Annotated in this window: 18 protein-coding genes; 2 read left to right on the top strand and 16 right to left on the bottom strand. The window is 61.5% G+C overall.

Going from position 1 to position 26,210, the window contains the following annotated elements; all coding sequences use genetic code 11:
* Positions 1-22: 22 nt before the first annotated feature.
* From BMZ57_RS17455 to BMZ57_RS17445, 3 genes are all read right to left on the bottom strand, one after another.
* Complete coding sequence (locus BMZ57_RS17455; protein WP_069673067.1) at positions 23-955, bottom strand: alpha/beta fold hydrolase; 933 nt, start codon at positions 953-955, stop codon at positions 23-25.
* A gap of 80 nt (positions 956-1,035) precedes the next feature.
* The gene (locus BMZ57_RS17450; RefSeq protein WP_010210510.1) at positions 1,036-3,291 is read right to left on the bottom strand and encodes an ATP-dependent DNA helicase; all 2,256 of its coding nucleotides are present in this window, start codon (positions 3,289-3,291) and stop codon (positions 1,036-1,038) included.
* The gene (locus tag BMZ57_RS17445) at positions 3,288-4,934 is read right to left on the bottom strand and encodes a VRR-NUC domain-containing protein (RefSeq protein ID WP_069673068.1); all 1,647 of its coding nucleotides are present in this window, start codon (positions 4,932-4,934) and stop codon (positions 3,288-3,290) included. Before BMZ57_RS17445 ends, BMZ57_RS17450 begins: the two co-directional genes overlap by 4 nt.
* Positions 4,935-5,120: 186 nt before the next feature.
* On the opposite strand from BMZ57_RS17445, the gene BMZ57_RS17440 reads away from it, so the two are divergent.
* Positions 5,121-5,345, top strand: a complete 225-nt coding sequence (locus BMZ57_RS17440) for a YgdI/YgdR family lipoprotein (protein WP_010210513.1) — start codon at positions 5,121-5,123, stop codon at positions 5,343-5,345.
* A gap of 40 nt (positions 5,346-5,385) precedes the next feature.
* Here BMZ57_RS17440 and BMZ57_RS17435 read toward each other — a convergent pair whose 3' ends face one another.
* The 10 genes from BMZ57_RS17435 to BMZ57_RS17390 form a co-directional block, all read right to left on the bottom strand.
* The gene (locus BMZ57_RS17435) at positions 5,386-6,798 is read right to left on the bottom strand and encodes a polyurethane esterase (protein ID WP_042571154.1); all 1,413 of its coding nucleotides are present in this window, start codon (positions 6,796-6,798) and stop codon (positions 5,386-5,388) included.
* A gap of 49 nt (positions 6,799-6,847) precedes the next feature.
* Positions 6,848-9,958, bottom strand: a complete 3,111-nt coding sequence (locus tag BMZ57_RS17430) for an autotransporter serine protease (protein WP_069673069.1) — start codon at positions 9,956-9,958, stop codon at positions 6,848-6,850.
* Positions 9,959-10,001: 43 nt separating this feature from the next.
* Positions 10,002-12,959: an autotransporter serine peptidase EprS gene (gene eprS, locus BMZ57_RS17425; protein WP_069673070.1), complete on the bottom strand. Its 2,958-nt coding sequence runs from the start codon at positions 12,957-12,959 to the stop codon at positions 10,002-10,004.
* A 30-nt stretch (positions 12,960-12,989) separates the two neighbouring features.
* A complete protein-coding gene (locus tag BMZ57_RS17420; RefSeq protein WP_044287177.1) occupies positions 12,990-14,324 on the bottom strand; it encodes a TolC family outer membrane protein in 1,335 nt (444 codons plus the stop codon).
* Between the two features lie 2 nt (positions 14,325-14,326).
* Positions 14,327-15,628 (bottom strand): HlyD family type I secretion periplasmic adaptor subunit, encoded by a 1,302-nt coding sequence (locus BMZ57_RS17415; protein ID WP_010210522.1) that lies wholly within the window; start codon positions 15,626-15,628, stop codon positions 14,327-14,329.
* Positions 15,625-17,376 (bottom strand): type I secretion system permease/ATPase, encoded by a 1,752-nt coding sequence (locus BMZ57_RS17410; RefSeq protein ID WP_069673071.1) that lies wholly within the window; start codon positions 17,374-17,376, stop codon positions 15,625-15,627. Before BMZ57_RS17410 ends, BMZ57_RS17415 begins: the two co-directional genes overlap by 4 nt.
* 103 nt (positions 17,377-17,479) lie before the next feature.
* Positions 17,480-17,848, bottom strand: coding sequence for an AprI/Inh family metalloprotease inhibitor (locus BMZ57_RS17405; protein WP_010210526.1), 369 nt, complete (start codon positions 17,846-17,848; stop codon positions 17,480-17,482).
* A gap of 49 nt (positions 17,849-17,897) precedes the next feature.
* Positions 17,898-19,331: a serralysin family metalloprotease gene (locus tag BMZ57_RS17400; protein ID WP_044287175.1), complete on the bottom strand. Its 1,434-nt coding sequence runs from the start codon at positions 19,329-19,331 to the stop codon at positions 17,898-17,900.
* Between the two features lie 366 nt (positions 19,332-19,697).
* Positions 19,698-20,801, bottom strand: coding sequence for a DmpA family aminopeptidase (locus BMZ57_RS17395; RefSeq protein ID WP_021493180.1), 1,104 nt, complete (start codon positions 20,799-20,801; stop codon positions 19,698-19,700).
* A gap of 9 nt (positions 20,802-20,810) precedes the next feature.
* Positions 20,811-22,175, bottom strand: a complete 1,365-nt coding sequence (locus BMZ57_RS17390; RefSeq protein WP_069673072.1) for an APC family permease — start codon at positions 22,173-22,175, stop codon at positions 20,811-20,813.
* A gap of 200 nt (positions 22,176-22,375) precedes the next feature.
* On the opposite strand from BMZ57_RS17390, the gene BMZ57_RS17385 reads away from it, so the two are divergent.
* On the top strand, positions 22,376-23,161 hold the full coding sequence (locus BMZ57_RS17385) for a helix-turn-helix transcriptional regulator (RefSeq protein WP_010210532.1): 786 nt from the start codon (positions 22,376-22,378) through the stop codon (positions 23,159-23,161).
* 131 nt (positions 23,162-23,292) lie between these two features.
* Here the strand turns inward: BMZ57_RS17385 and BMZ57_RS17380 are convergent, their stop codons facing one another.
* From BMZ57_RS17380 to BMZ57_RS17370, 3 genes are read right to left on the bottom strand one after another with little or no spacing between them, the layout of a single operon-like run.
* Positions 23,293-24,372, bottom strand: a complete 1,080-nt coding sequence (locus BMZ57_RS17380; protein ID WP_069673073.1) for a polyamine ABC transporter substrate-binding protein — start codon at positions 24,370-24,372, stop codon at positions 23,293-23,295.
* Positions 24,373-24,432: 60 nt separating this feature from the next.
* Positions 24,433-24,774: a cupin domain-containing protein gene (locus BMZ57_RS17375; RefSeq protein WP_010210534.1), complete on the bottom strand. Its 342-nt coding sequence runs from the start codon at positions 24,772-24,774 to the stop codon at positions 24,433-24,435.
* Positions 24,775-24,800: 26 nt separating this feature from the next.
* Positions 24,801-26,207 (bottom strand): NAD(P)/FAD-dependent oxidoreductase, encoded by a 1,407-nt coding sequence (locus BMZ57_RS17370; RefSeq protein ID WP_044287171.1) that lies wholly within the window; start codon positions 26,205-26,207, stop codon positions 24,801-24,803.
* Positions 26,208-26,210: the final 3 nt, after the last annotated feature.

Raw genomic sequence — 26,210 nt, 5'->3', positions numbered from 1 at the left:
CAACCGGGTCGAGGCGCGACCTTTAGATTTTCCCTAGAAACCCGAGCATTAGCGCGTTGACCTGTCGGGCTTGTTCGTTCTGGATCCAGTGACCACAGTTCGCCAGTACGTGCTGCTCAAGCTGTGGCACTGAATCCGGCATGCGCTTGAGCGTGTGGGCTTCGAAGACCCCCACCGGATCGCGGTCGCCGATCAGAAACAGCGTGGGTTGCAGTACTTGCTGTCCCGCCAGGAACTCAGTGCGTTGCCAGTTGCGTTCGAAATTGCGATACCAATTCAGCGGGCCGCGGAAACCGTGGTCTGCGAAGGTGCTCACATAAACGTCCAGATCCGCCTGGGAGCACCAGTGTGGTAATGGACCGGGCGCCGGAACGCCTTCAAGCAAGGTGGCGCTGGCCGTTTTCTGTTGCAAAAACACATCCTGGTCCTGCATGAACAGGCGCAGTGTGCGTTCGATATCGGCGTCCAACTCCTGCTCGGCAACGCCCGGTGTCTGGAAATACAGGATGTAGTTGAAACGGTCGGCGTACAACTCGCGCATGATCTCGATCACTGGCCGCCGTGCACGTCCGGCGAATGGCACGGACAGCGTGATCAAGCGTGTGACACGCTCAGGCTCAAGCAGCGCCAGGTGCCAGGCCACCACGGCGCCCCAGTCATGGCCGACCATCACCACCTGGGTATGGCCGAAGTGGTCCATGGCCTGCTGGATATCGCCGCATAGCGTCAACAGGTCATAGTCGGTTATTTCAGGCGGTGAACAGGTGCGGCCATAACCGCGCATTTCCGGGGCAAACACCCGATAACCCGCCGCTGCCAGTACGGGAATCTGTTCGCGCCAGGAGTGCCAGCACTCCGGGAAACCGTGAAGCAGCCAGACCGGTACGCCCTGTTCGGGCCCCGCAATATGAACACTTAACTCAATACCGTTGACGCTGATGAGGTGCTGGCTCATGGGCATGACCTGTTTGACGGTTTTGCCCAGCGTGGACCCTTGCTGTTCAAGCCGCCAGCATCATTGACGCCAGGAATGACTCAAGCTACCGTCCACCAGCGCGGCAACAATTGACGTACCCGTGCCTCGCCAAACCGGTCATCGATCAGCATCACCACGCCCTGATCCTGTTGGCTGCGAATCACCCGGCCTGCGGCCTGCACGACTTTCTGGATACCAGGGTACAGGTAGGTGTAGTCGTAACCCGCGCCGAAGATCGCGCCCATGCGCAGCTTCATCTGTTCGTTGACCGGGTTTAGCTGGGGTAAGCCGAGGGTGGCAATGAATGCGCCGATCAGGCGGGCACCGGGTAGGTCGATGCCTTCGCCGAATGCACCGCCCAATACCGCGAAACCGATGCCCTGACTGTGCTCGGTGAATTGGTCGAGAAAGGCCTGGCGCTCGGCTTCGGCCATGCCGCGAGACTGTTGCCACAGCGTGATCGTTGGGTGCTTCTCGGCCAGTAACTGCGCCACTTGTTGCAGATAATCGAAACTGCTGAAGAATGCCAGGTAATTGCCAGGTTGCTGGGTGTACTGGCGAGCGATCAGCTCGACGATAGGTTCCAACGAGGCGTGGCGATGGACGAAACGGGTGGATATTTCATCAACGATGCGCACGTGTAATTGCTCGGCCTTGAACGGCGATTCCACATCGATCCATGCCGTATCCGCCGGCAAGCCGAGCAAGTCCGCGTAGTAATGTCGGGGGCTCAGGGTCGCGGAAAACAGCACGCTGCTGCGGGCTGCCGTCAACCGTGGGCGGATGAACTCGGCGGGCACCACGTTGCGCAGGCACAGGGTCGAGCTGCTGCGCTTGCCGTTGAGCTGGCGCTTGCTGATGTCGAAAATGAAGTGTTCGTTGAACAGCTCGGCGACCTTGCCGAACTGCAGCACCTCGAAATAGAAGCGTTGCAGGTCGCCGCTGAGGGATTCGGGGTGATCGTTGAAGTATTCACCCATGGCGCTGGCGCACAGGCTCAGGGCCTGCAACAGCTTCTCGGGGCGGGCGGTGTAGGCCTGGTACGGCGCGAGTTGGTCCTTGTGCAATGCGTTCCACGCGCGGTTAAGCCGCTGCAAGGGTTGCTTCAAGGGCTCGGGGGCGGTCTCGCGCAGTGTCTTGAGGTGGTACTGGTCGAGACTGGCGCTGTACATCGAGCGAGCCCGCTCGACCAGATTGTGCGCCTCGTCCACCAGCACGGCTGCGCGCCATTGGTTGAGCTGGGCCAGGCCGAACAGCATGGCGCCAAAATCGAAGTAGTAGTTGTAGTCGGCGACCACCAGGTCGGCCCAGCGTGCCATTTCCTGGCTCAGGTAATACGGGCAGACATCATGGGCCAACGCCACGTCGCGCAGGTTGCGCTGGTCCAGCAGGCGCACCTTGGCGGCGGCGATGCGCGCGGCGGGCAGACGGTCGTAGAAGCCCTTGGCCAGCGGGCAGGCGTCACCGTGACACGCTTTGTCCAGGTGCTCGCAGGCTTTGTCCCGCGCCACCAGTTCCAGCACTCGCAGTGGCTGGTCAGGACTGCTGGCATGCAGCACCTGGGCGGCATCCAGGGCGAGCTTGCGGCCGGGGGTCTTGGCGGTGAGGAAGAACAGCTTGTCCAGTCGCTGAGGCGCCAATGCCTTGAGCAAGGGGAAAATCGTACCGATGGTCTTGCCAATGCCGGTCGGTGCCTGGGCCATCAGACAACGGCCGGTACTGACCGCCTTGTACACCGACTCGGCAAGCGAACGCTGTCCAGGACGGAAACCGGCATGGGGAAACGCCAGGGTTTGCGCGGCGCTGTTGCGCGCTTCGCGGTGTGCCATTTCCTGCTGGGCCCAACCGAGGAACAGCGCGCATTGCTGGTTGAAGAAGGGTTCCAGCTCGGCGGCTTGAAAGCGTTGGTTGAGCACCGTCTCTCCTTCACCGACGATGTCGAAGTACACCAGCGCCAGGTTGATGTGCGAGAGGTTGAGTTTCTGGCACATCAACCAGCCATACACTTTGACCTGAGCCCAGTGTAATTGACGATGGTTGGCGGGCTGGGCATCGAGGTCACCGCGATAGGTCTTCACTTCTTCCAGACGGTTGGCGTCCGGGTCGTAGCCGTCCGCCCTGCCCCTCACCTTGAGTTGTTGGTACTCGCCTTCTAGCGCCACTTCATTCTGGTAGTGCGCGCTGCGCCGCGAAGCGACGGTGCGGTGGCCGATGATGCCTTCCTGAGCACTGGGCGACGGTGTGAAGCGCAGGTCGAGGTCACCGACCTTGGCCGTGAACTCGCACAGTGCGCGCACGGCAACGCTGTAGCTCAAGCCGACTCTGCCCAGCGCACATAGCAGACCGTTACCGGCATCTGGTATTCGCTGCAGAACTCCAGCCAGCGCAACTGGTTATCCTGCAGGCGATCGCCAGGTCCCTTGACCTCGATCATGCGGTAGGTTTTTTGCGTCGGCCAGAACTGGATCAGGTCCGGCATGCCGGCGCGGTTGGCGCGAATGTCCAGTAACAGCCGTTCGAACCAGTAGCGCAGGTGTTCGGCGGGCAGGCAGGCTAGGGCCTGTTCCAGCAGGTCTTCGCTCAGCAGGTTCCAGAACACGAAGGGCGACTGGATCCCCCATTTGTCGCTGTAACGCTGGCGAATGGTGGTTTTGTAACGTTCGTCCTGCAACTGCTCGAAACACGCAGCGAACAGCGGTGCACGGCGCGGGCGGAAGTCCTCGCTGTGCAGGTCCGCCGGGCCACGTTGAAACGGATGGAAGAATGAGCCCGGCAGCGGCGCAAAGATTACGTCCCAGCACAGCAGGCCGAACAGTGAATTGATCAGCCCGTTTTCAACGTAGTGCACCGGCCCATCAGGCTCGCTGAGGTGCGCCTGCACGCAGTACTCCACCGACATCAGCGGCTCGGGTAGCGCAAGGGCCAGGTCCAGGCGCGTGACCGCACGAGGCTGCGCTTTGGGCAAGGCCGGCTTACCCAGTTTGCGGCGCAGCCGTGGCACCACACGCAATAAGTGCTGCTGCTCGGCGGCGCTTTCCGGAGCCTGTTGAGCGGCGTTCGCCAAGGCCATGGCTTGGCCGTAGTCCTCCTGGCGCTCCAGCACCCGTATCAACCTGGAGCGGGCACCGGGATAGGCGCACGTGCGATAGATCTGTTCCGCCAATGCCAGTTCAGCAATGCGCTCGCACTGTTGACCGATCTGGAACAACAATTTGGCCCGCCGCTTTTCCAGCCAAGGATTGTCGGTACTCAAGGTTGCGATCTGCGCCAGTACCTGCTCCAGCGTTTCACCGGCCTCAAAAGCCTGCTGGCATTGGTGCAGGAACAGAAAACCATGCATATCGTCACGGCTGCGCAGGCCGCGGGATTCTGCGCAGAATTCGACTTTTTCGTAGGTGTAGATGCCCAGGTCTGCCAGCACGAATTCCGACCAGTCCTGATGCAGGTTGCCGAAGAACATCAGGCGCAGGCGGTCGCACAGCTCCATGATCGAGAGGCTGTACAGCGTGTCGGCAAGCTCCGGACACCAGCCAGCAAAACTGCGGCGGTCGGTAAAGTGTGCCGACAGCCCTTGCAGCCAATCGGACTTCCTGCCTTTGGGCTGGTCGATCCAGGGCTTGAACGCGCCGAGGATTTCGCCCTTTTGCAGCAAGGCAAACAGCTCTTCAAAGGCCAGTAAGAACTGAGTGTCGACCCAGCCCAATTCAAGCAACGGCGCAGCAGCGGTGTGGGTGCAGCCGATCTCCACGTAGTTGAGTTTGCCCGCCCGGAAATGCACGCCCTTGCGCATCACCATGCGCACCAAAAGCGCCTGGGATGGCTGCGGCAACCTGTCAAATTGCTGAATGAAATGCTGTTCGTCCGCATCGAGCAGATCCGCATAACGTAGCCCCAGCCAATGCAGGACCTGGCGGAAGTTATGCAGGTAATAGAGCGGGTCTTCGAGGGGATTGGCCATGGTACGCAGCGATCAAATACTGGTTATGCATACAGAGTGCCGTCGCAAAGACCAGGTTGCAATCGCTAATAGATAAATGGCGGCTGCAACTTTTTGCATAAAAGTGATCAGATGGTGAAGTCGATGGCGTAACATTTGTTGCCCGCGGCCTCTGGCGCGGGACTTTTAAGGGTTAAGGTAAGGGTTATGAACATGAAGAATTTGGGTCTGCCGCTGGTTGCACTCACTTTTCTGGTATTGGCCGGTTGCGCGACGCAAACCGTAGTGACGCTGCAAAATGGCACGCAGTATTTGACCAAGGACACCCCGAAAACCCAGACCGCCGATGGCTTCTACGAGTTCACCGACATCGCCGGCAAGCGTGTACGGGTCAAGGCTGCCGATGTGGCCACCGTGCGTAAGGAAGGCTGATCGAATAGGTCAGTGGGGGCCGGGCCCCCACTGACCCTCATCAACCGATGGCAACGCCCTCCCCCGACCACCCGTTGACCCCCACCAATGTCACCGAATCTGCGCCGAAGCTGATCACTGTGTCCCCTCCCTGCTCACGGTATTGAGCACTCCCCTCTACCTCCTTGAATACCAATTGATCGCTTGGCTGATAGCCGATGATCCGGTCCTGGCCGAACTGACCGCTGAACAAAAAGGTGTTGTGCCCGCTGTTGTCACGAATCGTGTCATTGCCTTTGCCGCTTTCGATAAAGTCCGCACCCTTGCCGCCCTGGATCAGGTCGTTGCCGTCGCTGCCGATGATGAAGGTATTGCCCTTATGCGGCTCGGCATTGCGGTTGAGGTCCTGCACCCAGGTGGTGGCCCGTGCCGGGTCGGACAGGTTGGCGACGATCACGGTGGAGTCGCGGGTCATTTGCTCATAGAACCCGGAGTCGAGCACGCGACTCAGGCCATCGCCGTACCCGGTAGGCAGGTGCGAAACCCAAGTCGGCAAATTGACAATGGAAAACGGCAGCACATTCCACAGCGTCGAGGCGTAGTGGTCGTTGAAACTGACAATATTGTCGGTGGTGGAGTCATGGGGGGTGTCGTGCACACCCAGGGAAGACAGGGTGAAGGATGAGCCATCCAGCGCACGGAACACCGGGTCATTCTCGTAGCCGATGTTGAGCACCTTGTCGCTGGCACTCTGGGTCGGCGAGGCGTAGGCCACGTAGTTCGCGTCCTTGTAGAACCCCGACCACTTGCTGTTGCTCAGGTCGGCCATGCTGTTGACTGCCAGCCCGCCCAGGCTGTGGCCGCTGACCACCACATCGTGACCGCTCAAGCCATGGGCGCTGGCGTAGTCGGCCACATTCTTGAGCAAACCGCCGAAGGCTTCCCCGGCGTAATTCTTCGCGTAATCCTTGGGGCCCAGGGCGGCCAGCAGGTCGCTGACCAGGTCACCGATGGAATCGCTGATCAAGGTTTCCCGAGGCCCCGAAGTGCCGCGAAAACCAATGCCGATTTCCAGCAGTTTTCCGGCGTCATCGTACTTGCCCAGCACCTCGACCTGGGCCGTGGTGTAGCCCGTCTTCTCGCCAAAGAAGGTGCCTCGCGCATCGACGTTGCCACTGTAACCCAGGGTGCTGGCGCTGATGGGCGTCCAACCGGCCTTGTGTACCGCGTCCAGCGCGGCTTTTTCGGAGTCCGGGTTCCAGGGGATGCCGGGGATTACGCCCTGGGAGTCCGTGCTGCCCAACAGCGCCCCGACCAACGTAGCTGGCAAGCCCAGCCCCAGGCCGTTGTGCTGGTACCCCACGGCAAAGCCGTTATCCAGGTTGTGATAGGAATACAACGTGATCGCCATGGCATCGGCGAACAATGCTTTTGAGCCCTCGGTCCCGAGGTTTTTATAATCAAAGATACCCATGGTGCCGCCTCTCTTGTTGTTGAATGTCGAGAAAGCCAAGTAGCAATCATCAGAACGCCCAATCGAGGCTCAAGCCCACCCCATGGGCTTTGTCCTTGCTGGACAGCAGGCCGTTGTAGTCGAAGTTCACCCGCGCTTCCTTGCTTAACGCCAGACTCACCCGTGCACCGACCAACGCGGCATCACGCGCCATCGGCGCACTTTCGACGGCAAACGAAGGTCCGCCCGAGGCGAAGGCCAGGTGCTGCTCCGAGTCAGTGCTGCTCAGGGTGTGCTGCCAGCCCAGGGTGCCGGACACCTCCAACTGCTGGTGGTTATTCACATTGAAGGTTTTCAGGGCGCGCATACCCAGGGTGCTCAGCACCAGGTCGCGGGTATCGTCGCGACTTTCAAGCGCCGCAGCGTCACCTTTTTCGGTGAAACCATCGCTGTCCAAGTGCACATAGGCCAGGTTGGCGAATGGCTCCAGCGCCAACGGTTGCACGTTGATGCGATAGGCCGCCTCGGTGAACACCTGGGTGCTGCGTGCATCAACCTTGGCTTTCTGCTTGCCGGAGACGTCGCCGTATTGCAGGTCGCGCTTCACGTCTGCGCGGTGCCAGCTGTAGGTGGCACCCCCGCTCAAGCGCCAGGCGCCGATCTCATGCCCGGCATAGGCGCCGAAGTGGTAGCTGTCGACCGACGCACGTGAATGCGTGCCGCTGCCCATGTTCAGTGAGGTATCGCTGTAGCCCGCGACCAGGCCGATGCGCGTGGACTCGTCGAGTGCACCGTCCACCCCGGCGAGCATGCCGCCGATGGAGGTCGTATAGCCGGCAGTGTCGCTGCGGCTGTCGGTCTTGCCCCAGGCGCCCAAGGCCTTCACCCACACGTTGCCACGGGTGTCGACGGTCTCGCTGGTCGCACCCATCTCTCCATTGCGCAGGCGCTCGCCGACGGCTTCGCGTACATAGCGGCTGTCATTGACCAGGGCGGTTTCCAGTGCCGGGTAGATTTCCCCCGACAGTTGCTGGAAAGCACCTTGCGCCGAAGCAGCATCCGGCGCCAGCAGCAGGCTCTCATACACGGCATTGCCCGCGCCCAACTGCTCGGCGGAGGCGGCCACGGCCCGCTGGTTGTCCGTGGCCCCCACGCTGGCAAAACTGTTGGCGTTACGCGCCACGTCCAGTTGCACGCCGTTGGCCGCATAGTTCAGATTGCCGCCAAGGAACAGGTAGTTGGGCAGCACCGCGCCAAAGCTGCCGCTAACTCCGCCGGCGGCTTGCAGGATGTTGTACTGGCGCCCGATCAGGCTTTGCGCCTGTGCGCCACTGAGCAGCGTCGGGCTGTTTTCCAGCGCGAGGGTTACCGTGCCGCCGTTCAACGTGGCGGTGCCTCCCGCCACAATACGATCGCTGTTGGTGGGCGACAGCTCCACGGCGTAGGTCGACCCGGCCTCAAACGTCACATCCCCCGCCACGTTCAAGGTGCCGATGGAGTTGCCCGGCGCTACCGTGCCGCCGGCTTTCGCCAGCAGTGAACCGATGCGCCCTGAGCCTGCGACCACGCCACGTTGGCTCACGGTCACCGGCGAGGTGACCGAACCATTGATCGCCAGCAGGCCCTGGTTGACCAACGTCGGGCCGCTGTAGGTATTGGTGCCGGTGAGTATCAGCGTGCCAATGCCCTGTTTGGTCAGGCCGCCGTGCCCGGCGATGTCATTGCTCCACAGGTCCAGCCCGCAATGCACATCGTTGCAGATGCGCTGAGTCGGCTTGCCGGCATCGACAATCGCGCCCACGCCCGGCAAATCCGCGACAAACTGCCCGCTGCCATAGGCGCCGTCGATGCGGAACTCGGCCGGGATGTCCTCGGCCGTGACAAACATCCCCGGGCCATTGATCGCCTTGCCCAGGTTGATCATGCCCCAGCCGTACAGCGAGTCGATGCCCGGTGCGCCGAGATCGGTGGCGGTAGTCTTGAGCAGCGTCGAAATCTGGTCGCCGCTCATGTACGGGAAACGTTCCATCAGCACGGCCGCGCTGCCGGCCACATGGGGCGCCGCCATGGACGTGCCGTTGAAGTTGGCGTAATCGGTGGTGAGATTGTCCAGGTTGGTGCCGTTGATGACGGAACTGTAGATCTTGGTACCGGGGGCCGACACGCAAAAGCTCGCCGCATAACCGCAACGTGAAGAGAACGTACTGATCACATACGGATCGGCGCTCGCGGTGTCCGGGTTCTGTTGCAAGGCCGCAACGGACAGCCAGTTGGGTGCAATCTCCGGCACAAAGTACGCCAGCCCCGAAATCGCGTCCGGGTTATTGCGGTTGTAGTCGTTACCGGCGGCGAAGATCGTCAGCACGCCGCTGCGGGCCGCGTCGATCGCGCCCTGGTAGGCGCCACCGGCGATCGTTCCGAGGATCGGCCGGATGTTATTGAACTGCGCCTGCGCTTCATTGACCGTGAAATTCGGGAAAGCCGGGTCGCGCCCGCCCTTGGCGTACTGGTCACCGATGCCGATGCCCCAGCTGTTGTTGATGATCCGCGCGCCGCTGGCGACCAAGGCGTCCCAGCCGGCCTTGTACACCGCGCCATCGTTGCCGAGGATGATGCCGTCTTCCGGACCTGGGTCACCGTTCTCGGCGCTGATGATTTGCGCATCAAAGGCCACGCCGTGCATCGGCCCGCCATCGCGGTTACCCGCGGCGATTCCGCCGACGTGGGTTCCGTGGTTGCCGAGCTTGCCATTGGAACCGAGGGACGGTGTGCCGTCATAACGAAACGCATCGCCGGCCTTCACCGGAATGTACGGGTCGGTGTATTGGCGAATTCCCTCGGTGACAATCGTCACCACCTTGCCGGGGCTGGCGAACTCCGGATGCTGGGCATACACCGGCTGATCGAAGATCCCCAGCTTGACGCCTTTGCCGGTGTAGCCGGCGGCATACGCGGTATCCGCATGCACAGCGCCCAGGCCCCAGTCGGCCTTGAACTCATTGCTGCGCCAGCTGGCGGCATCGCCCAGCTTGCCGGTTTCCACATAGGGTGCGGCCTGGGCGGTACCCAGGCTTGCCAGGCAACACAGTAACGCACCGTATGGCACGCTGCGGTTGGCCTTGAGCGGATAGCCCAGGGCGGTGCGGATGGCGGTAGTTAACCCTGACTTGCGTGTATTCACGGTGACCTTCCTTAGTTTTCTTATTGCACGTGTGTAAATCGCTTCAGAATTGCCAGTTGAGGCTCAGCCCCACACCCTGGGTTTTCTCCCGGCCACCCAATTGGCCGTTGTAATCGAGGTTGACCCGCGTGACCGGGCTCAGCGCCAAGCTGGCCTGCACGCCCACCAGCGCGGCGTCGCGCAGCAAGGGCGAACTGCGCACGGCGAATGAAGGCCCGCCGGCAACAAACGCCAGGTGTTCTTCGGATTCAATGGCGGTGAGGCTGTGCTGCCACCCCAGCGAGCCAGAAAGCTGCAGCTGTTGGTGATCATTGAGGGCAACGGTTTTCAGCGCGCGCATGCCAAGCGTGCTGAGCACGGCGTCCCGGCGATCGCTACCACGCTCCAGCGCCGCAGCAGCGCCTTTTTCATGGAACGCCTCACTGTCCAGGTGCACATATGCCAGGTTGGCAAACGGCTCCAGTGCCAAGGGTTGCAGGTGTATCCGGTAGGCCGCTTCGGTGAAGAGTTGCGCCGTGTGCGCATCCAGCTTGGCGTTCTGTTTACCGCTGACAGCGCCGTAGTGCAGATCACGCTTTACATCACCGCGATGCCAGCTGTAGGCGCCACCGGCACTGACGCGCCAATCGCCCAGCTCGCGCCCGGCATACGCGCCGAGGTGATAACTGTCGATGGACGCCGAGGAGTGTGTACCGCTGCCCATGTTCAATGAGCTATCGCTGTAACCGGCGACCAGCCCCACGCGAGTCTGCTCGTCCAGCGCACCCTCCACGCCGCCCAGCAAACCACCGAGGGACGTGGTTGAACCCGCCGTCTCACTGCGGCTGTCGGCCTTGCCCCAGGCGCCAAGTGCCTTGAGCCACAGGTTGCTTTCAGCGTTGACCGGCACATGGCGCAAACGCTCGCCCACGGCGTCACGTAGCGACTGGCTGTCGTTGATTAGCATGGCGCCAATCGCCGGGTAGATCTCCCCGGACAGTTGCTGCAAGCCTTGTTGCGCGACCGCAATGGAATCCGACTGCAGCACGCTTTCATACACGGGGTTGCCCGCGCCCAATTGCTCGGCGGCAGCGGCTACGTTGCGTTGGTTGCGGGTCGCCGCCACGCTGGCGAAGGTGGCGTCATTGCGGACCACGTCCAACTGCACGCCGTCGGTGGCGTAAGCGAGGGTGCCCCCGAGGAACAGATAGTCGGGCAACACCTGGCCAAATTGGCCCTGGATACCCCCCACCGCCTGCAGGATGGTGTACTGGCGGCCGATCAGGCTTTGCGCCTGCGCGCCGCTAAGCAGGGTCGGGCTATTTTCCAAAGCCAGGGTGACGTTGCCGCCGCCCAGGATTGCCCTGCCGCCGGCGACGATACGGTCGCTGTCGGTGGGCGTGAGTTCCACCGCATAGGCCGAACCTGCCCCCAGGTTCACGTCACCCGCCACCTGCAAGGTGCCCACGGAGTTGCCCGGTGCTACGCGGCCACCCTGGTGAACCGACAGCGCGGCAATCCGCCCGGAGCCGCCCAGTGTGCCGCTGTCGTTGACCGTCACCGCAGAGGTCAGCGAGCCGTTGACTGCCAGCAACCCGCCGTTGACGGTGGTCGCCCCGCGATAGGTGCTGTCGCCGCTGAGTACCAGCGTACCCGCGCCGGACTTGATCAGGCTGCCTTCATAGATGCGCGTCGCGGCCGCTTGATCGCGTGCCGTGCCGACAGCGTAGTCCGTTTGGTCCTGCTGGCTGGCACTGGCGCCCACGCCGTTTTGCCAGCCCTTGTCGATCAGGGTCTGCTGCCAAGCGCTGTGCTCGGTAGCGTCCTCGGCCTGGCGCCGCAGCAAGGCCTGGTCGGAGATGCCGTTGCTCCATACATCGCCCTGCCCGGCCGCGAGGCTGACGTTCATAGGCCCGAGTAACTGCCCCGGGCCGTGCATCGCCCGTCCCAGGTCCGGCACACCCCAACCTACGGTGGTCGTGGGCGCCTGGGTGAGGGAACCATCGAGCTGCGTGGCGGTGGTCAACAACACCTGCAACGCCTGCTCGTTGGTCATATAGGGGTAGCGCTCCATCACCAGCGCCAACGCGCCGGTAGCATGGGGCGCCGACATCGAAGTGCCGGATTTGACGCCATAACCGCCGTCGGGGATGGTGCTGTTGATCAACGCACCGGGGGTGGAAATGCACCAGTATTTGGCAATGCCACACTGGTTGTATTTCTGGTTGTTGGCCTTGTCTAGGCCCGACACCGCCAGCCAGTGTCCTTCCAATTCCGGCTGGAAATACGGCAACACCGAGCGCACGCTGGCGTTCGCGTAACCACTGTTGCCGGCGCTGAAGACGTTGATGACACCGGCTTTGGCCACGTCCGCCGCCGCATCCAGCCAGGTGCCCTGGTTGTAGTGCTGGGCGTAGGCCGCATGCAGGTCAGCGAGGGTGCGGTAACTGACATCCTTGGGTTGGCTGCCCCAGCTGTTGTTGATTGCCCGCACACCGGAATCCACCAGGGCGCTGTACACCGCCTTGAAGTATTTGGGATCGGGCGTCGGGCCAAACAGGAAGCTGTCGTTGGCGTTGGTATTGCCCACGTAGAGTTGTGCGTTGTACGCCACGCCGTGCATGCCCACGCCGTCGCGGGCTGCGCCCATCGTGCCGGTAACATGGGTACCGTGAGAATCATTGTTAGGGTTAAGCGCGCCGGTGGTGCTGAAGGCGCTGCCATCGACGTAACTGCCGCTGGCGCTGACGGCGTGATAACGATCCCTGGAGGCCTCCGGATGGTTGGGATCGAAGCCTGAGTCCAGTGCGCCGATCTTTACCCCGCTGCCGGTAATGCCGGCAGCGTAGGCTTCATCCGCCTTCATGCGTCCCAACCCCCAGTCGCTCTGGAACTCGCTGGAACGCCAACTGGCGGCGTTCCCTGGCTGGCCGTTCTCGGTGTAGGCCGCTTGCGCCGCAACGGACAACAGCAGCAAGGAGGTGGCGGTAAACGGTTTGAAACGCGGCGAATCGGTGATCATAGAAACCATCCTTATTGTTGTTATAGAGGCCTACTTCATGGGGCCGAAGGCCTCATCGACTTTTGCCAGGTCGGTGTCCCGCAGGTTGCCGGCGTAGTAATGCAATTTGGTCCAGGCCATCAGGTAGTCATACCGTGCCTGTGCCAGGTCGCGGCGGGTGCTGTAGAGCTGCTGCTCGGCGTTCAACGCATCCAGGTTGACCCGCTCGCCGCCGAGGATGCTTTGCTGGGTCGACACCACCAGCGCTTCGGCAGACACCAGTGCCTTTTGATACGCACGCAACTTGCTCACCCCCGACAGGCAGGCGCTGAACTGCCGACGCAGTTCGATCAGGGTTTCGCGGGTCTTGCCCTCCAGTTCGTACTCGGCCTGCTCCATGGCGCGGCTGGCCTGGCGCGTGGACGCGGAGATACCGCCACCGGCATACAGCGGCAGGCTGACTTCGACGCCGATGGTGTTGGTGTCATAGCGCTGGTTGTAGGTGTTGCCGCTGTCGGACTCCTGTTGTCGCGAGCTGGCATAGGCCGTGACCTTGGGCAAATGCCCGGCGCGATTGCGCTCAACTTCATAACGCGCCACTTCCAGAGCCTGGCGCTGGGAGGCCAGCGTGGGGTTGTTGCTGATCGCCAGCTCATGCCAGGTGTCATAGTTGGCCGGCGTCAGGGTGAACGCGGCAAACCCCTGGTTCAGCGGGGCCAGGTCATGGATGTTGACGCTCTGCACGCCGATCAAGGCGCCCAGTTCCCGCAGGGACGCATCCTGTTCGTCCAAGGCTTGGATCTCTTCGACGGTGGCCAATTCGTAGCGTGATTCGGCTTCCAGAATGTCCGTGCGAGTCCCCTCGCCTTGCTGGAACAAATGCTGGTTCTGCTGGAATTGCTGTTCGAACGCCTTCTTCTTGGCACGCGCGATGTCGATCTGGTCCTGGGCGAACAACGCCTGGGTGTAATACGTCAGCACCCGCACCAGCAGCGCCTGGCTCTTGTCGCGAAAGCTTTCATCGGCGAACAATGCCTGGGCCACGCCCTTGCGGTAATTGGCATAGGCCTCGTAGTCGAACAGCGGCTGTTGCAGGCTGAAGGTAGAGCCGTAGCTGTTGTAGTTGCGGTCGTCGTGGTAATTGCCACCTCGCCCGTCCGGCAAGGTCGCTTGGGAATTGTTGCGGCCCTTGTTGTAGTTGTACGAGAGCCTCGGCAATAGCCCGGCGCGGCCGATGGCGCGGTTTTCCAGACCGGCGTCGCGCTCCTTGATGGCGCCAAGGAAAACGGGATCGTTACGCAAGGCCTGCTCATAGACATCGAACGGGCCCATGGCGGCCTGGGCACTCGCGCTGGTCAACAGCAAGGCGATAAACATGTGCTTCATGCCTACTCCTCGGTCAACGCGGAGCCGGCACGGTCGAGCAGCGGCTTGAACAGGTAATTGAGCAACGAGCGCTCGCCGGTGCGCACGAACATCTCGGCGGGCATGCCCGGCTTGATCACCAGCCCGTGGAGTTTTTCCAGGGCCGCTTCGCTGACCGTGGTGCGCAGCACGTAATAGGGCGCGCCGGTTTTTTCGTCGAGCATCTGGTCAGCGGAAATCAGGCTGACCTCCCCCGGCACACGCGGTGTGCGGCTCTGGTTGAAGGCGGTGAACAGGATGTCGACCGGCAGGTGGGTGCCAACCTTGTCGACCAAATGCACCGGCAAGTGCCCTTCCACCTCCAGGCGCGTGTCCTGGGGCACGATTTCCAGCAGGGTTTCACCGGCACGCACCACGGCGCCTTCGGTGTGCACGCTGAGATTGACCGCGATGCCATCTGCCGGCGCGTTGATTTCGCTGTGCTGCAGGTCGAACCCCGCCGAGGTAAGTTGCTGCTCCAGGGTCAGGCTACGCAGTTGCGAATCGGCCAACTGGCTGCGCACCTCCTTTTGGTATTCCTCACTGTGCTGCTGCAGTTTCAATCGCGATTCGAGAATGCCCTGCTCTACCCGGCCACTTTCGCCGGTGTTCTGCGCCAGGTCCTGTTGCACCTGAGACAACTGCCGCTGGTAGTCCATCAGCCGATTGCGCGGGATGTAGCCATTGTCGGCCAAGGGTTGCAGATTGCTCAGTTGATCGCGCAGGGATTGGGCCTGGGCGGTCAGGTCGCTGCGGGCACGGCGCATGCCGTTCAACTGTGCGGTGGCGCCGTCGATATTGGCGCGGATACCGGCCTGCTCCCGGGCAAAGGCTTCGCGACGGCTGCTGAACAATTGACGCTGACCTTCCAGCACCAGCGCCAGGGCGGGGTCGGGATTGGCGCTCAGTTCAGGCGGAAAGAGGATGCTGGCCCGGTTGTCGCGCTCGCTCTGCCAGCGTGCCACGCTGGCCCAGGCCATGCGGTACTGGGCTTGCAGGGACTGCACGTCGGCCTGGTGCTGAGTCTGGTCGAGACGAAACAGCGGCTGGCCTTGCTTCACCCGTTCGCCCTCCTTCACCAAAATCCGGCTGACCACGCCGGGGCTCAGGGTTTGCACCGCCTTGCGCTTGCCCGATACCACTACGGTGCCCTGCACCGGAATCCCCTGGTCCAACGGCGCCAGGCTGGCCCACAGGAAAAAACCGCCAGCCCCGACCACCGTCAGCAGCCAGCCCATACGCGCGAAGAAGTTCGCGTCGCGTTGTTCAAAAGTGATGCTGCTCATGCGCCTGGATTCCTTCCGGCCTGGTACTGACGACTGAAACTCACGCCCGGTTTCTCTCTAGGCGGCTCCTGCTGGCCGGACAGCGCCCGCAGCACTTCCTGACTCGGCCCGAATGCCTGCAAATGCCCCTCGCTGAGCACCAGCAGCTTGTCGGCCTGGGCCAGCGCGGACGAGCGATGGGTGACCAGCACCACGCTGCTGCCCTGGGCTTTCATCTGCACAATGGCGCTGGCCAGGGCCGCTTCGCCAACGGTATCGAGGTTAGAGTTGGGCTCGTCCAGCACGATCAGGCGCGGCCCGCCGTACAGGGCGCGCGCTAACGCCACCCGTTGTTTCTGACCGCCCGACAGGCCGCCGCCGTTGTCGCCCAGCACCGTGTCGTAGCCTTGAGGTAAACGCAGGATCAGTTCATGCACGCCGGCCTGCTGCGCGGCACGTACCACGGATTCAGGATCAGCCTGGCGAAAACGCGCGATGTTGTCGGCAATGCTGCCGCTGAACAGTTCGATGTCCTGGGGCAGGTAGCCGATGTGGGGGCCGAGGTCGTCGCGGTCCCAGCGGTGAATGTCCGCACCATCCAGGCGCACGGTGCCCGCCAGGGTCGGCCATACCCCCACCAACACACGGGCCAGGGTCGATTTGCCGGAGCCCGATGCCCCCAGAACGCCGAGCACTTCACCGGCGATCAGGTTGAAACTGACTTGATGCAAGGTCGCCACACGCCGGCCGGGCGGGCCCGCGCTGACCTGTTCGAAACTGACCTGACCTTTGGGCGCCGGCAGCTTCATCTGCTCCACTTCCGGCGGAAATTCGCGCAACAGATCATCCAGCCGCTGGTAGGCCAGCTTGGCCGAACTCCATTGCTTCCACACCGCAATCAACTGGTCGATGGGGCTGAGCACTCGCCCCATCAGAATGGAACCGGCGATCATCATCCCGGCGGTCATATCGCCCTTGATCACCAGCAATGCCCCCAAGCCCAGCACCAGCGATTGCAGGCACAGGCGCAGGCATTTGCTCAGCGAGGTCACGACTGAGCCGGTATCACTGGCTTGGTTCTGCAAGCCGAGAAACTGCGAATGCACTGCAAACCAACGTTGGCGCAGCGCACCGAGCATGCCCATGGCCTGGATGGTTTCGGCATTGTGCAAGTGGCTGGTGGCCAATTGCGTGGATTGCTGGGAATAACCACTGGCCTCGCCCAACGGCTTTTTGGTCAGGTATTCATTCAGGCACGCCAGGCCGATCAACAGCACTGCGCCCGCGGTGGCCAGCACGCCCAGCCATACGTTGAACAGGAAGATCACAAACAGGTAGAGGGGAAACCACGGCGCATCGAAAAACGCGAACAGCGCCGGTCCCGTGATGAATTGGCGGATATGGGTCAAATCGCCAAGGGATTGCCCGGCATGTCCCTGCCCACGTTGCAGGTTGCGCTCAAACGCGGCCTTGTACACACGCAGGTTGAAACGCCGCTCCAACTGGCTGCCGATACGGATAACGATAAAACTGCGGATCGCCTCAAGCGTGCCAATAAACGCAAAGAACCCCACGACCATCAGTGTCAACATCACCAGGGTGGTTTCATTCTGGGAGGACAGCACGCGGTCATACACTTGCAGCATATAAATCGACGGCACCAGCATCAGCAGGTTAATCAATGCCGTAAAACAGCCAACACTGATCAAAATACGTTTGTATTCACCCAGCGCCTTGAATAACGGCGCGACGGCATGGGACTTCGCCATGTTTTCTGATCTTCCCTGAAACAAATTGCGCGCAATAGTTGCCCCAGCCCCACATAACGGAGCGGCCAACTAATATATTCAAGTTATAAGCTTATAACGGCAACTAAGGTGCGCGTTGCAATACAACTTCAAGACCGGTGGGTGTGCGACCGGTATATTCACCCTCTTTCTGCCGATTGAGGTGAGTAATGCCGCTGCCTTCGGCGTTCATCAGCCAGATGCCATCCGGCGTCGGCGACCAAGTCAAGGGTTTATCACCGAGCCACTGCGCCACACAGGCCACATCGCCAGCCAAGGCATTCGCTTGCTCCAGCAGGTCCAGCGCACACACCTGATCGTGTTGATGCAATTGCCAGTGGCCCGCCAATTGGGCGGTGGTGGGTAATACAAGACTGCTCGCCATTGCGTGGGCTCCTGCCGACACGAACATCACCTGCAATACGCCGGTGATCATTTTGAAAAAACGCTGCATGTTCACGCTCCATCGGTAAAGCGCGGCGCCGAAGCGCCGCGCCCGTGCATCACGCCACGATGTCGCTGACCGCAGCCTGGCCGACGGTGGTGACGAGGAAGTCCGCCACGCCGTGACCGGAGAAGTCCACTGCCAAGGTGCCCAGGTTGGTGCCTGCGGCGTAGGTCAGCACAGCGTCGCCGGCATGCCCGGTGAAGGCATTGACGAAGGTCAGGCCTGCGCCCTTGGTGATGCCGGACAGGTCGATCTTGTCGGAACCGGAGGCAAAGTCAAAGATCTTGTCCGCCGCCCCAGGCTTGGAGTCGGAACTGGCACCGAACACAAAGGTGTCACTGCCCGCGCCGCCCCACAGCTGGTCCGCTCCGCCGCCGCCGTAGATGAGGTCGTTGCCGGCCCCGCCTTTGATCACGTTGGCCGCGTTGTTACCAATGATCAAGTCATTGCCGGCGCCGCCGAAAGCGTTCTCGATGGTCACGCCCTTGGCGATGGACACGTTGCCCACCAGGCCGCCCACGTCGGAGAACGACGCTTCATTGAGGTTGATCTTCTGGTTCTGGGTGAAGCCGGAGAAGTCCAGGGTGTCGTTGCCGCCACCGTCCCACACCGAGAACACCAGCTTGTCGGCGTTCGACGTTGCGCTAAGGAAATCACGCCCGGTGTTGGAGTTGAACCCGTAGGTGGTGTCGCTGGCACGGGTGCTGTAGTTGGCGCCGTAGAGCTTCTGGATCGCCGCAATGTCGTCGATCAGCGGGCCGGAGGCGTAAGCTTCGACGCCGCCTTTGCTGAAGTTCTGATTGGTATTGCTCTCGCTCCAGTAGCTCATCAGGCTGTAGCCACGCGTGTCCTGTCCATAGGTCGCGTCGTTGTAGGTCGGGTTGCCATTCCCGGCGTTGTAGTCGCCAGGGTGAGCCAGGCCCAGGGTGTGGCCGATTTCGTGGGTGAGGGTCTGCCGGCCGTAGTTGTTCAGGTCCGGGGTCTTGTTCGGCGTGTAGCTGTTGTTGGTCAGGTACCACGACGTGCCATCGTAGCCTGCGCCGGTGCCGGGCAGGTAGGCGAAGGCCGCTGCGCCGTCCTGGCCGCTGCTGTAGTTGCCGAAGGTCATGTGCCCGTCACCGCCGCTGGCTTTCTCGGTGAAGGTGACCTTGGCTACGTCCGCCCAGGATTGCATGGCCAGTACGGCCTGTGCTTTCTGCTGTGCGTTGAACTGGCTGAAGCCCGAGATGCCATGTTTGTTCATGGTGCTCGAAGAGGCCGAGGTCAGGAAGGTGTAGGTCAGGTCGATCTTGCCGTTGCCGTCAAAGTCCCGGTACGCGGCGCCGTCGCGCAGCAGCTGGGTGGCTGCCTGATCAACGGTGTAGGAGGGTTTGCCATTGACCGTGAGGTTGCCGCCACGGTCGTACAGATGGCTGAAGCTATCGATTTGCGAGTAAGCGGTGCTGGCTTGCGCCGCCGATACGATAGCCTTGTCTTTTACTTTTGACATAAACGTACTTCCTTGTGTGCAAGTGCATCAGTCTTTTTTCGATAGGAACCTCGCGGGCGAGATCGTCCTATCACTCGCCTCTTTTGAAGGCGTAAGAAAACTGACACAACTTGAAATCTTTCGTCTACATCTTTTCCAGCGGCAAAACCTGACTCATCATCAACCCAAATAAAGTTCCGCGCCGTGTTTGCTGGGTTAACTTGGGTTTGCCCGCCGAAAACCCACCTCCACTTATTTAAATATTAAATAGCACTAACGCCGTTTAACTAGAGCGGCGCTGTTAATTGTGGATCCAATATATTGGCAGGGTGTCATTGGCAACATTAAACAGCCACTACTTGAATTAATAACTTAAGGTGCCCCCGATTACCGGGACACACTCCACCCCGTCTTGTGCAAGGCCGCCAACAGCGTTTCACCCTCCAGTCCGGGCACCAGGACACCTTGATCGGTGAGCATGTCCTCTCCGGCCAAGATCGCATTGATGATGGCCTCTTCCACCGCCTCCGCCGCAGCGCTGAACAGCGGCGAAATATGGTCGTTATTGACCATCTGCAACGCGCTGCTGAAAGGCAGGCCCTTGCGCCCGTAATCCGCCGCTGGCAAATCGCGGTTACCGGTGGCAAAGGCCAGGAACAGATCGCCGCTGGAGTCCTCGGTACCGCCCCCGGTACGTGCAATGCCGATGGACGCGCGTTGCGCCAGGCGCTGGCATTGGTGCGGCAACAACGGCGCGTCGGTAGCAAGGATCACCACGATCGAGCCCATGCCTGGCGTACCCTGTTCGGCAAAGGGCGACGCAATCTCCATCAACCGGCGCCCCACCGGGTAGCCATCCACCCGCAGTTCCTGGCGCTTGCCATGGTTGGCCTGCACCAGCACGCCGACGGTCCAACCGCCCTGCTCTGCCGGCAAGCATCGCGAAGCCGTGCCAATGCCGCCTTTGAACTCATGGCAGATCATGCCGGTTCCGCCACCGACTGCGCCTTCCTGCACCGGACCGGTTTCGGCGTTGTCCACGGCTTCACGCACATGCTCGGGGCCGACGTGCTGACCCCAGATATCATTGAGCAGACCGTCATAGGTTTCCATCACCACCGGCATGCACCAGTACACCGCCGGGTCCGCCACGCGTTCGCGCTCCAGGGCGATCAGGCTGTCACGCACAACGCCAATGCTGTGGGTGTTGGTGATGGCCAGCGGCGTGGTCAACAGCCCTGCTTCGTTGATCCACTCAAGGCCGGTGGCATCACCATTGCCATTGAGCACGTGATAGCCGGCAAAGCACGGTTGCTGGCGCGCCTCGCCAGCGCGCGGTTGGATCACACTGACGCCGGTACGCACGTGCTTGCCGTCGACAAGCGTCTTGATCGTGCTGTGGCCGACCCGGATTCCCGGCACATCGGTGATGGCGTTCCACTCACCGGGCGTACCCAGTCCCAACGTGATGCCCAATTGACGTGCGCGCATAACCACTCCTTACAATTTCTGGAAGACCGGACTCAACCGGCCACTGATGCAATACAGAATCACCGACAGGGCCAGCAAGCCGACAATGATCATGATGTCGCGGATCGAGGCCGCCGCCACCAAGGTGACCAATAGATAGCCCGCGCCCAGTACCGCGACCAACGCCGGCAGGGGCCACAGCGGCATGCGATAGGGATGCTCGCGATCACGCAGCAGCACCCGGCTCATCAACGCACTCAACGCCACCACCAGGTACACCAGCATGATCAGCAAGACGCTGAACGAGGTCAGGTCGGCCAGGTTGGAGCTGAAACTGAGCAGCGCCGAAGGAATCGCCAGGAACAGCGTAGCCAACCACGGCGAATCCCAGCGCGGGTGAATGCGCGTGAACAGTTTGTTGATGCTCGGCATCCACAGCGCATCGCGGCCGCTGCTGAACACTACGCGGCCGATCTGGATCACGATGGCGACGATGGCATTGAACACCGACAGGAAGATCCCGGCGCTGACCAACCGCGAGAGGGTTTCATTGCCGTGGCTGGTCAACAGATAGCCGATAGGGTCCGGGCTGCTGATCATTTCACTGAGCGACGGCGCGCCGATCAACAACGCGGTGATGGGCACCAGTTCGATGATCACCACCAGCCCCAGGGACCACAGCACCGCCTTGTGCACGCCTTTGCCGCCGCACTTCATGTCCTCGGCAAGCAACACCGCCGGACCATAGCCATTGTAGGAAAACAGACCGATGCCCACCGCGCCGATCACCAGGGCCCAGGGCGCCAGGTGCAGCACGCCGTTTTCGACGATCTGCGGCTGGAACAGCACGCTGGCCGGTTGCACCGGGTTGCCGAAACCGATCACCACGATCACCAGCAGCGCCGCCACTTCAAGCAGCAGGCAGGTGCCGGTGATCCAGGCATTCAGCTTGATATTGAGGATGCCCAGGGCGTAGCTGCACACCACGATCACCAGCGCCACGGTTTGCGAGTCAAACTTCGTGCCCAGCGCGTTGTTCAGGTAAGTCGCGGCTCCCGTGGCGAGTACCGGCGGGATAAACAGCAACATCACCAGCACGGTCAGGAACGTCGCATAACCCGCCATGCCACCAAACACGCGCTTGGCGTACACATACTCGCCCCCGGCGCTGTTGTGTGCACGGCCCAGCTCGGCGTAGCAAAAGGCAAACATCAAGGCAAGCAGACCGGCCATCACGAACGCCAGGAACACCCCGCTACCCGCCTGCTGGATGGCAAAGGGCGCAATCACAAACACGGAACTGGCCGGCGTCACCGCCGATACGGTAATGGCGACTACATCGAAGACACTCAAGGTGGGTTTCAGCACGCCATCGGGCGTGGGGGAAGTGCTCATATCGTTATCCTCTGTCGTTGTTCTTGGTGTGAGGCAGAAACGAAAAGTCTGATGAGTCACGGGCTATGTTTCCCGCTGAATGATGGCGACGATAAACGCGACGTTCATATCAGCCAATTCCCCTATTGGCGTACTCCCCTTGACGCCACCCGGCAAAAGCCGAACCCTTGGCCGATGTTTTGTGGGTGGGAGCCTGTCACATGAGCCTGTTTCGCGAAGTCGGCATGCACGCCGGCCTGGGCCGCACCGTCGCGCACATCGGCACCGAGCGCTTCTGGAAACAGCTGGTGTTGTTGCTGCACCAGTGCCTGCCCTTCGATAACGCCCTGGCGATCTTCTACCCATTGGAGGGGCCGCCCCAGGCCCTCGAAGAATACGACGCCCAGCCCAGCAGCAAACCAGCGTCGATGCTGGTGTACCTCAATGGCTTGTATTTGCTCGACCCCTTTTTCCAGGCCTGCCGTGAGGGGTATGCCAGCGGTGTGTATCGCCTGGAGGAAGTGGCGCCGGACCACTTTCGCCAGAGTGAATACTTCCTCAATTACTTCCACGACAACGTGCTGGAAGACGAGGTGCAGTTCATTCTGCAATTGCCGGGTGCGGGGACCTTATCGCTGTCGCTGGGCATGCAGCGACGCTTCAGCCTTGAAGAGACCGGGCTGATGACCACCGTGGCGGCCTGGGTACTGCCGTTGATGCAGCAGCACTGGCAGCAAAGCACCCAGCGAGCGCCGGCGATGGACAGCCAGATCAGGGATGCATTGAGTCAGTTTGGCTGCGGCGTGCTATCGGAGCGCGAATTGGAAATCGCCCGCCTGGTGCTGCGCGGGTTCTCGTCCAAGGCCATGGCTGAGCGCCTGAACATCTCGCCGGATACGGTGAAGGTGCACCGTCGGCATTTGTACGCGAAGCTGGATATCTCATCACAGCCGGAGCTGTTTTCGTTATTTATCCAGTCGTTGGGGCATGACCTGGAAAACCCCTGAGCCCGAGGTTGTACTCGGTTTAAATGTGGAAGCGGGCTTGCCCGCGAATGCGGTACACCAGTCGCCCGATCTATTGACTGACATTCCGTATTCGCGGGCAAGCCCGCTCCCACAGGGGGCGGGCGTCGCACTTACTTACCGGTGCGAATGGTGTTCCATACCCGCGTGCGCCCCCGGTCGATATTCAGCGGCATGGCTTCCAGCGCGAACAGCTTGCCCATCATCTCGGGGCTCGGGTAGATCTTGGTGTCGGCCTTGATCGCCGGGTCCACCAGGCTGTCGGCGGCTTGGTTGCCGTTGGCGTAATGCACGTAGTTGGTGATGCTGGCCATCACTTGCGGGCGCAACAGGTAGTTCATGAACGCATAGCCAGCTTTCTCGTTGGGCGCATCGGCGGGCATGGCGACCATGTCGAACCAGATCGCGGCGCCTTCCTTGGGAATGTTGTAGCCGATGTTCACGCCGTTCTTGGCTTCTTTGGCACGGCTTTCAGCCTGCAGGATGTCGCCGGAGAACCCAACCGCCACGCAGATATCGCCGTTTGCCAGGTCCGCGGTGTATTTCGAGGAATGGAAGTACGCCACATAAGGCCTGACTTTCATCAGCAGGTCTTCCGCTTTCTTGTAGTCCTCGGGCTTCTTGCTGTGGTGCGGCAAACCCAGGTAGTTGAGCGCGGCCGGCAGCAGCTCCGGGCCGTTATCCAGAATCGCCACCCCGCATTTCTGCAGCTTGGCCATGTTCTCCGGCTTGAAGATCAAGTCCCAGGAATCGACCGGCGCGTTGTCACCCAAGACCGCCTTGACCTTATCGATGTTGTAGCCGATGCCGGTGCTGCCCCACAGGTACGGGAAGCCATGGGCATTGCCCGGATCGTTGTTTTCCAGGGCCTTGAGCAGCACCGGGTTGAGGTTCTTCCAGTTGGGCAACTGGCTCTTGTCGAGCTTCTTCAACGCGCCGCCCTGGATCTGCCGGGCCATGAAATGGTTGGACGGGAACACCACGTCGTAGCCGGATTGACCGGTCATCAACTTGCCGTCCAGGGTTTCATTGCTGTCGTACACATCGTAGGTGAAACCGATGCCGGTTTCTTTCTGGAAGTTCTTGGTGGTGTCCGGCGCAATGTAGTCCGACCAGTTGTAGATTTTCACCGTCTCGGCGGCCTGGCCGATAGAGGCCACCAACATCAAGGGCAACAGGGCAATGGCTTTCATGGTTCGATTTCCTGGCGGTTTTAGGGCTGTTGTTATGGCAGGCGATCAAGGATCAAAGCGTTACAGAATCAACACGTAGGTCTTGCGCACGGTCTCCTGGATATCCCAGATACCAGTGCTGTTGGCCGGCAACATCAGTGCATCACCGGCTTCTATGTGGACGACTTCACCGTTGTCAGGGGTAAAGGTGCAGCGGCCCTGGATAAAGTGGCAAAACTCCTGGGATTTGATCTGTCGACGCCAGACGCCTGGGGTGCATTCCCAGATGCCGGTCTCGACACCGTCGTTGCGCTCGACGCTCAGGGTCGAGGCCACGGCGATGGGCTCACCCAGGGGCACGGCGACGGGCGACGAGTCCGGCAGGTGGGCGTTCAGCGTGTCTTTGAATTGAGTGATGCTCATGGGTTTTCCCGTGTAAGTGAAACGACTTAGTGCATGAAACCTTCCATGAACCCGGCCACGCCGGTCGCCAGCTTGCGGCGCCAAGGGGCGGTATTGGGGTTGGCCAACACCTGGTCTTCATGGACGAAACTGCGAATGATCGCGTTGTAGCCCAACCAGCGGCAGGGTTCGGGTTCCCAGGGCTTGAGTGCGTCCAGGCCACGTTCGCGGATCACCCAGGGTTGATGGATCAGCGCAGTGTCGCGGCCCAGGATCAGGTCGGCCAGGGTGCGGCCACCCAGGTTGGTGGCGCCGACGCCCTCGCCGCCATACCCGCCCGAGAGCGCGATGCCGGTTTTGTGGTCGCACAGCATGTGCGGTCGGAAATTGCGCGACATGCCCAGGTTGCCGCCCCAGGAATGGGTAATGTTCACGTGCTTGAGCTGTGGGAAAAGCTCACCGAACAGGTAGCGACGCAGCTCGACCTCGCTGTCAGTCAGATCGAAGTCGTGGCGCAGCTTCCCGGCAAACTGGTAACCGCCACGGGCGCCGAACACCAGGCGGTTGTCCGCCGTACGCTGGCCATAGGTAACCTGGCGGCTGCTTTCGCCAAAGGCTTGGCCATGGCTCAGGCCGATTGCCTCCCAGGTACTGGCCGGCAACGGCTCGGTGGCGACGATCAAGCTTTGCACCGGCAGTTGGTAACGGCCCAAAAGCGGCAAGGTGTTGGCATAGCCCTCCACTGCCGGCACCACCCAGGCAGCACGAACACTGGCCTTGGCCGTGCGCACACTGCCCGACTGCCAGTGCGTGGCCGGGCTGTTTTCGTAGATCGTCACGCCCATGCGCTCGACCACCCGCGCCAGCCCGCGCACCAGCTTGGCGGGGTTGATAGTCGCTACGTGCGGCGCATAGATACCGCCATAAGGCTTGGCGATGCGAATCTGTTCGGCCAGTTGTGGCGGACTGAGCCAGCGATAGTCGGCTTCGGTCAGGCCCTGGGCGTAGAGCTTGTCCAAGTAGCGACGCAGGCTGACTTCCTGCTCAGGGTAACGCGCGGCGCAGTAAAGGGCGCCGCCCTTGCGGTAGTCGCAGTCGATGCCTTCACGCGCCAGCACCTGGGCCACTTCATCGGGGATGGCATGCAGCAGGTCAAACGAGGCGCGGCGTTGTTCTGGCCTCAGGCCGGCCAACAGGCGGTCTTCACCCAGCACGTTACCCATCAACCAGCCACCGTTACGTCCGGAGGCACCAAAGCCGGCGGTCTGGGCTTCGATGATCGCGATGTTCAGTTCGGGCGCCTGGCGTTTCAGGTAGTACGCGGTCCACAGCCCGGTATAGCCGGCACCGATAATAGCCACGTTGACGTCCAGGTCATGTTCCAGCGACGGCCGCGCGTGCAGCGGCTCGTCCAACTGGTCCATCCATAAGCTGATGTTGCGCCATGCCGGCATGCC

It is taken from the genome of Pseudomonas simiae, assembly GCF_900111895.1.
Lineage (GTDB): Bacteria > Pseudomonadota > Gammaproteobacteria > Pseudomonadales > Pseudomonadaceae > Aquipseudomonas > Aquipseudomonas simiae.
Note: the sequence above shows the minus strand (reverse complement) of the source record. Positions and strands in the feature narration are given on the sequence as shown.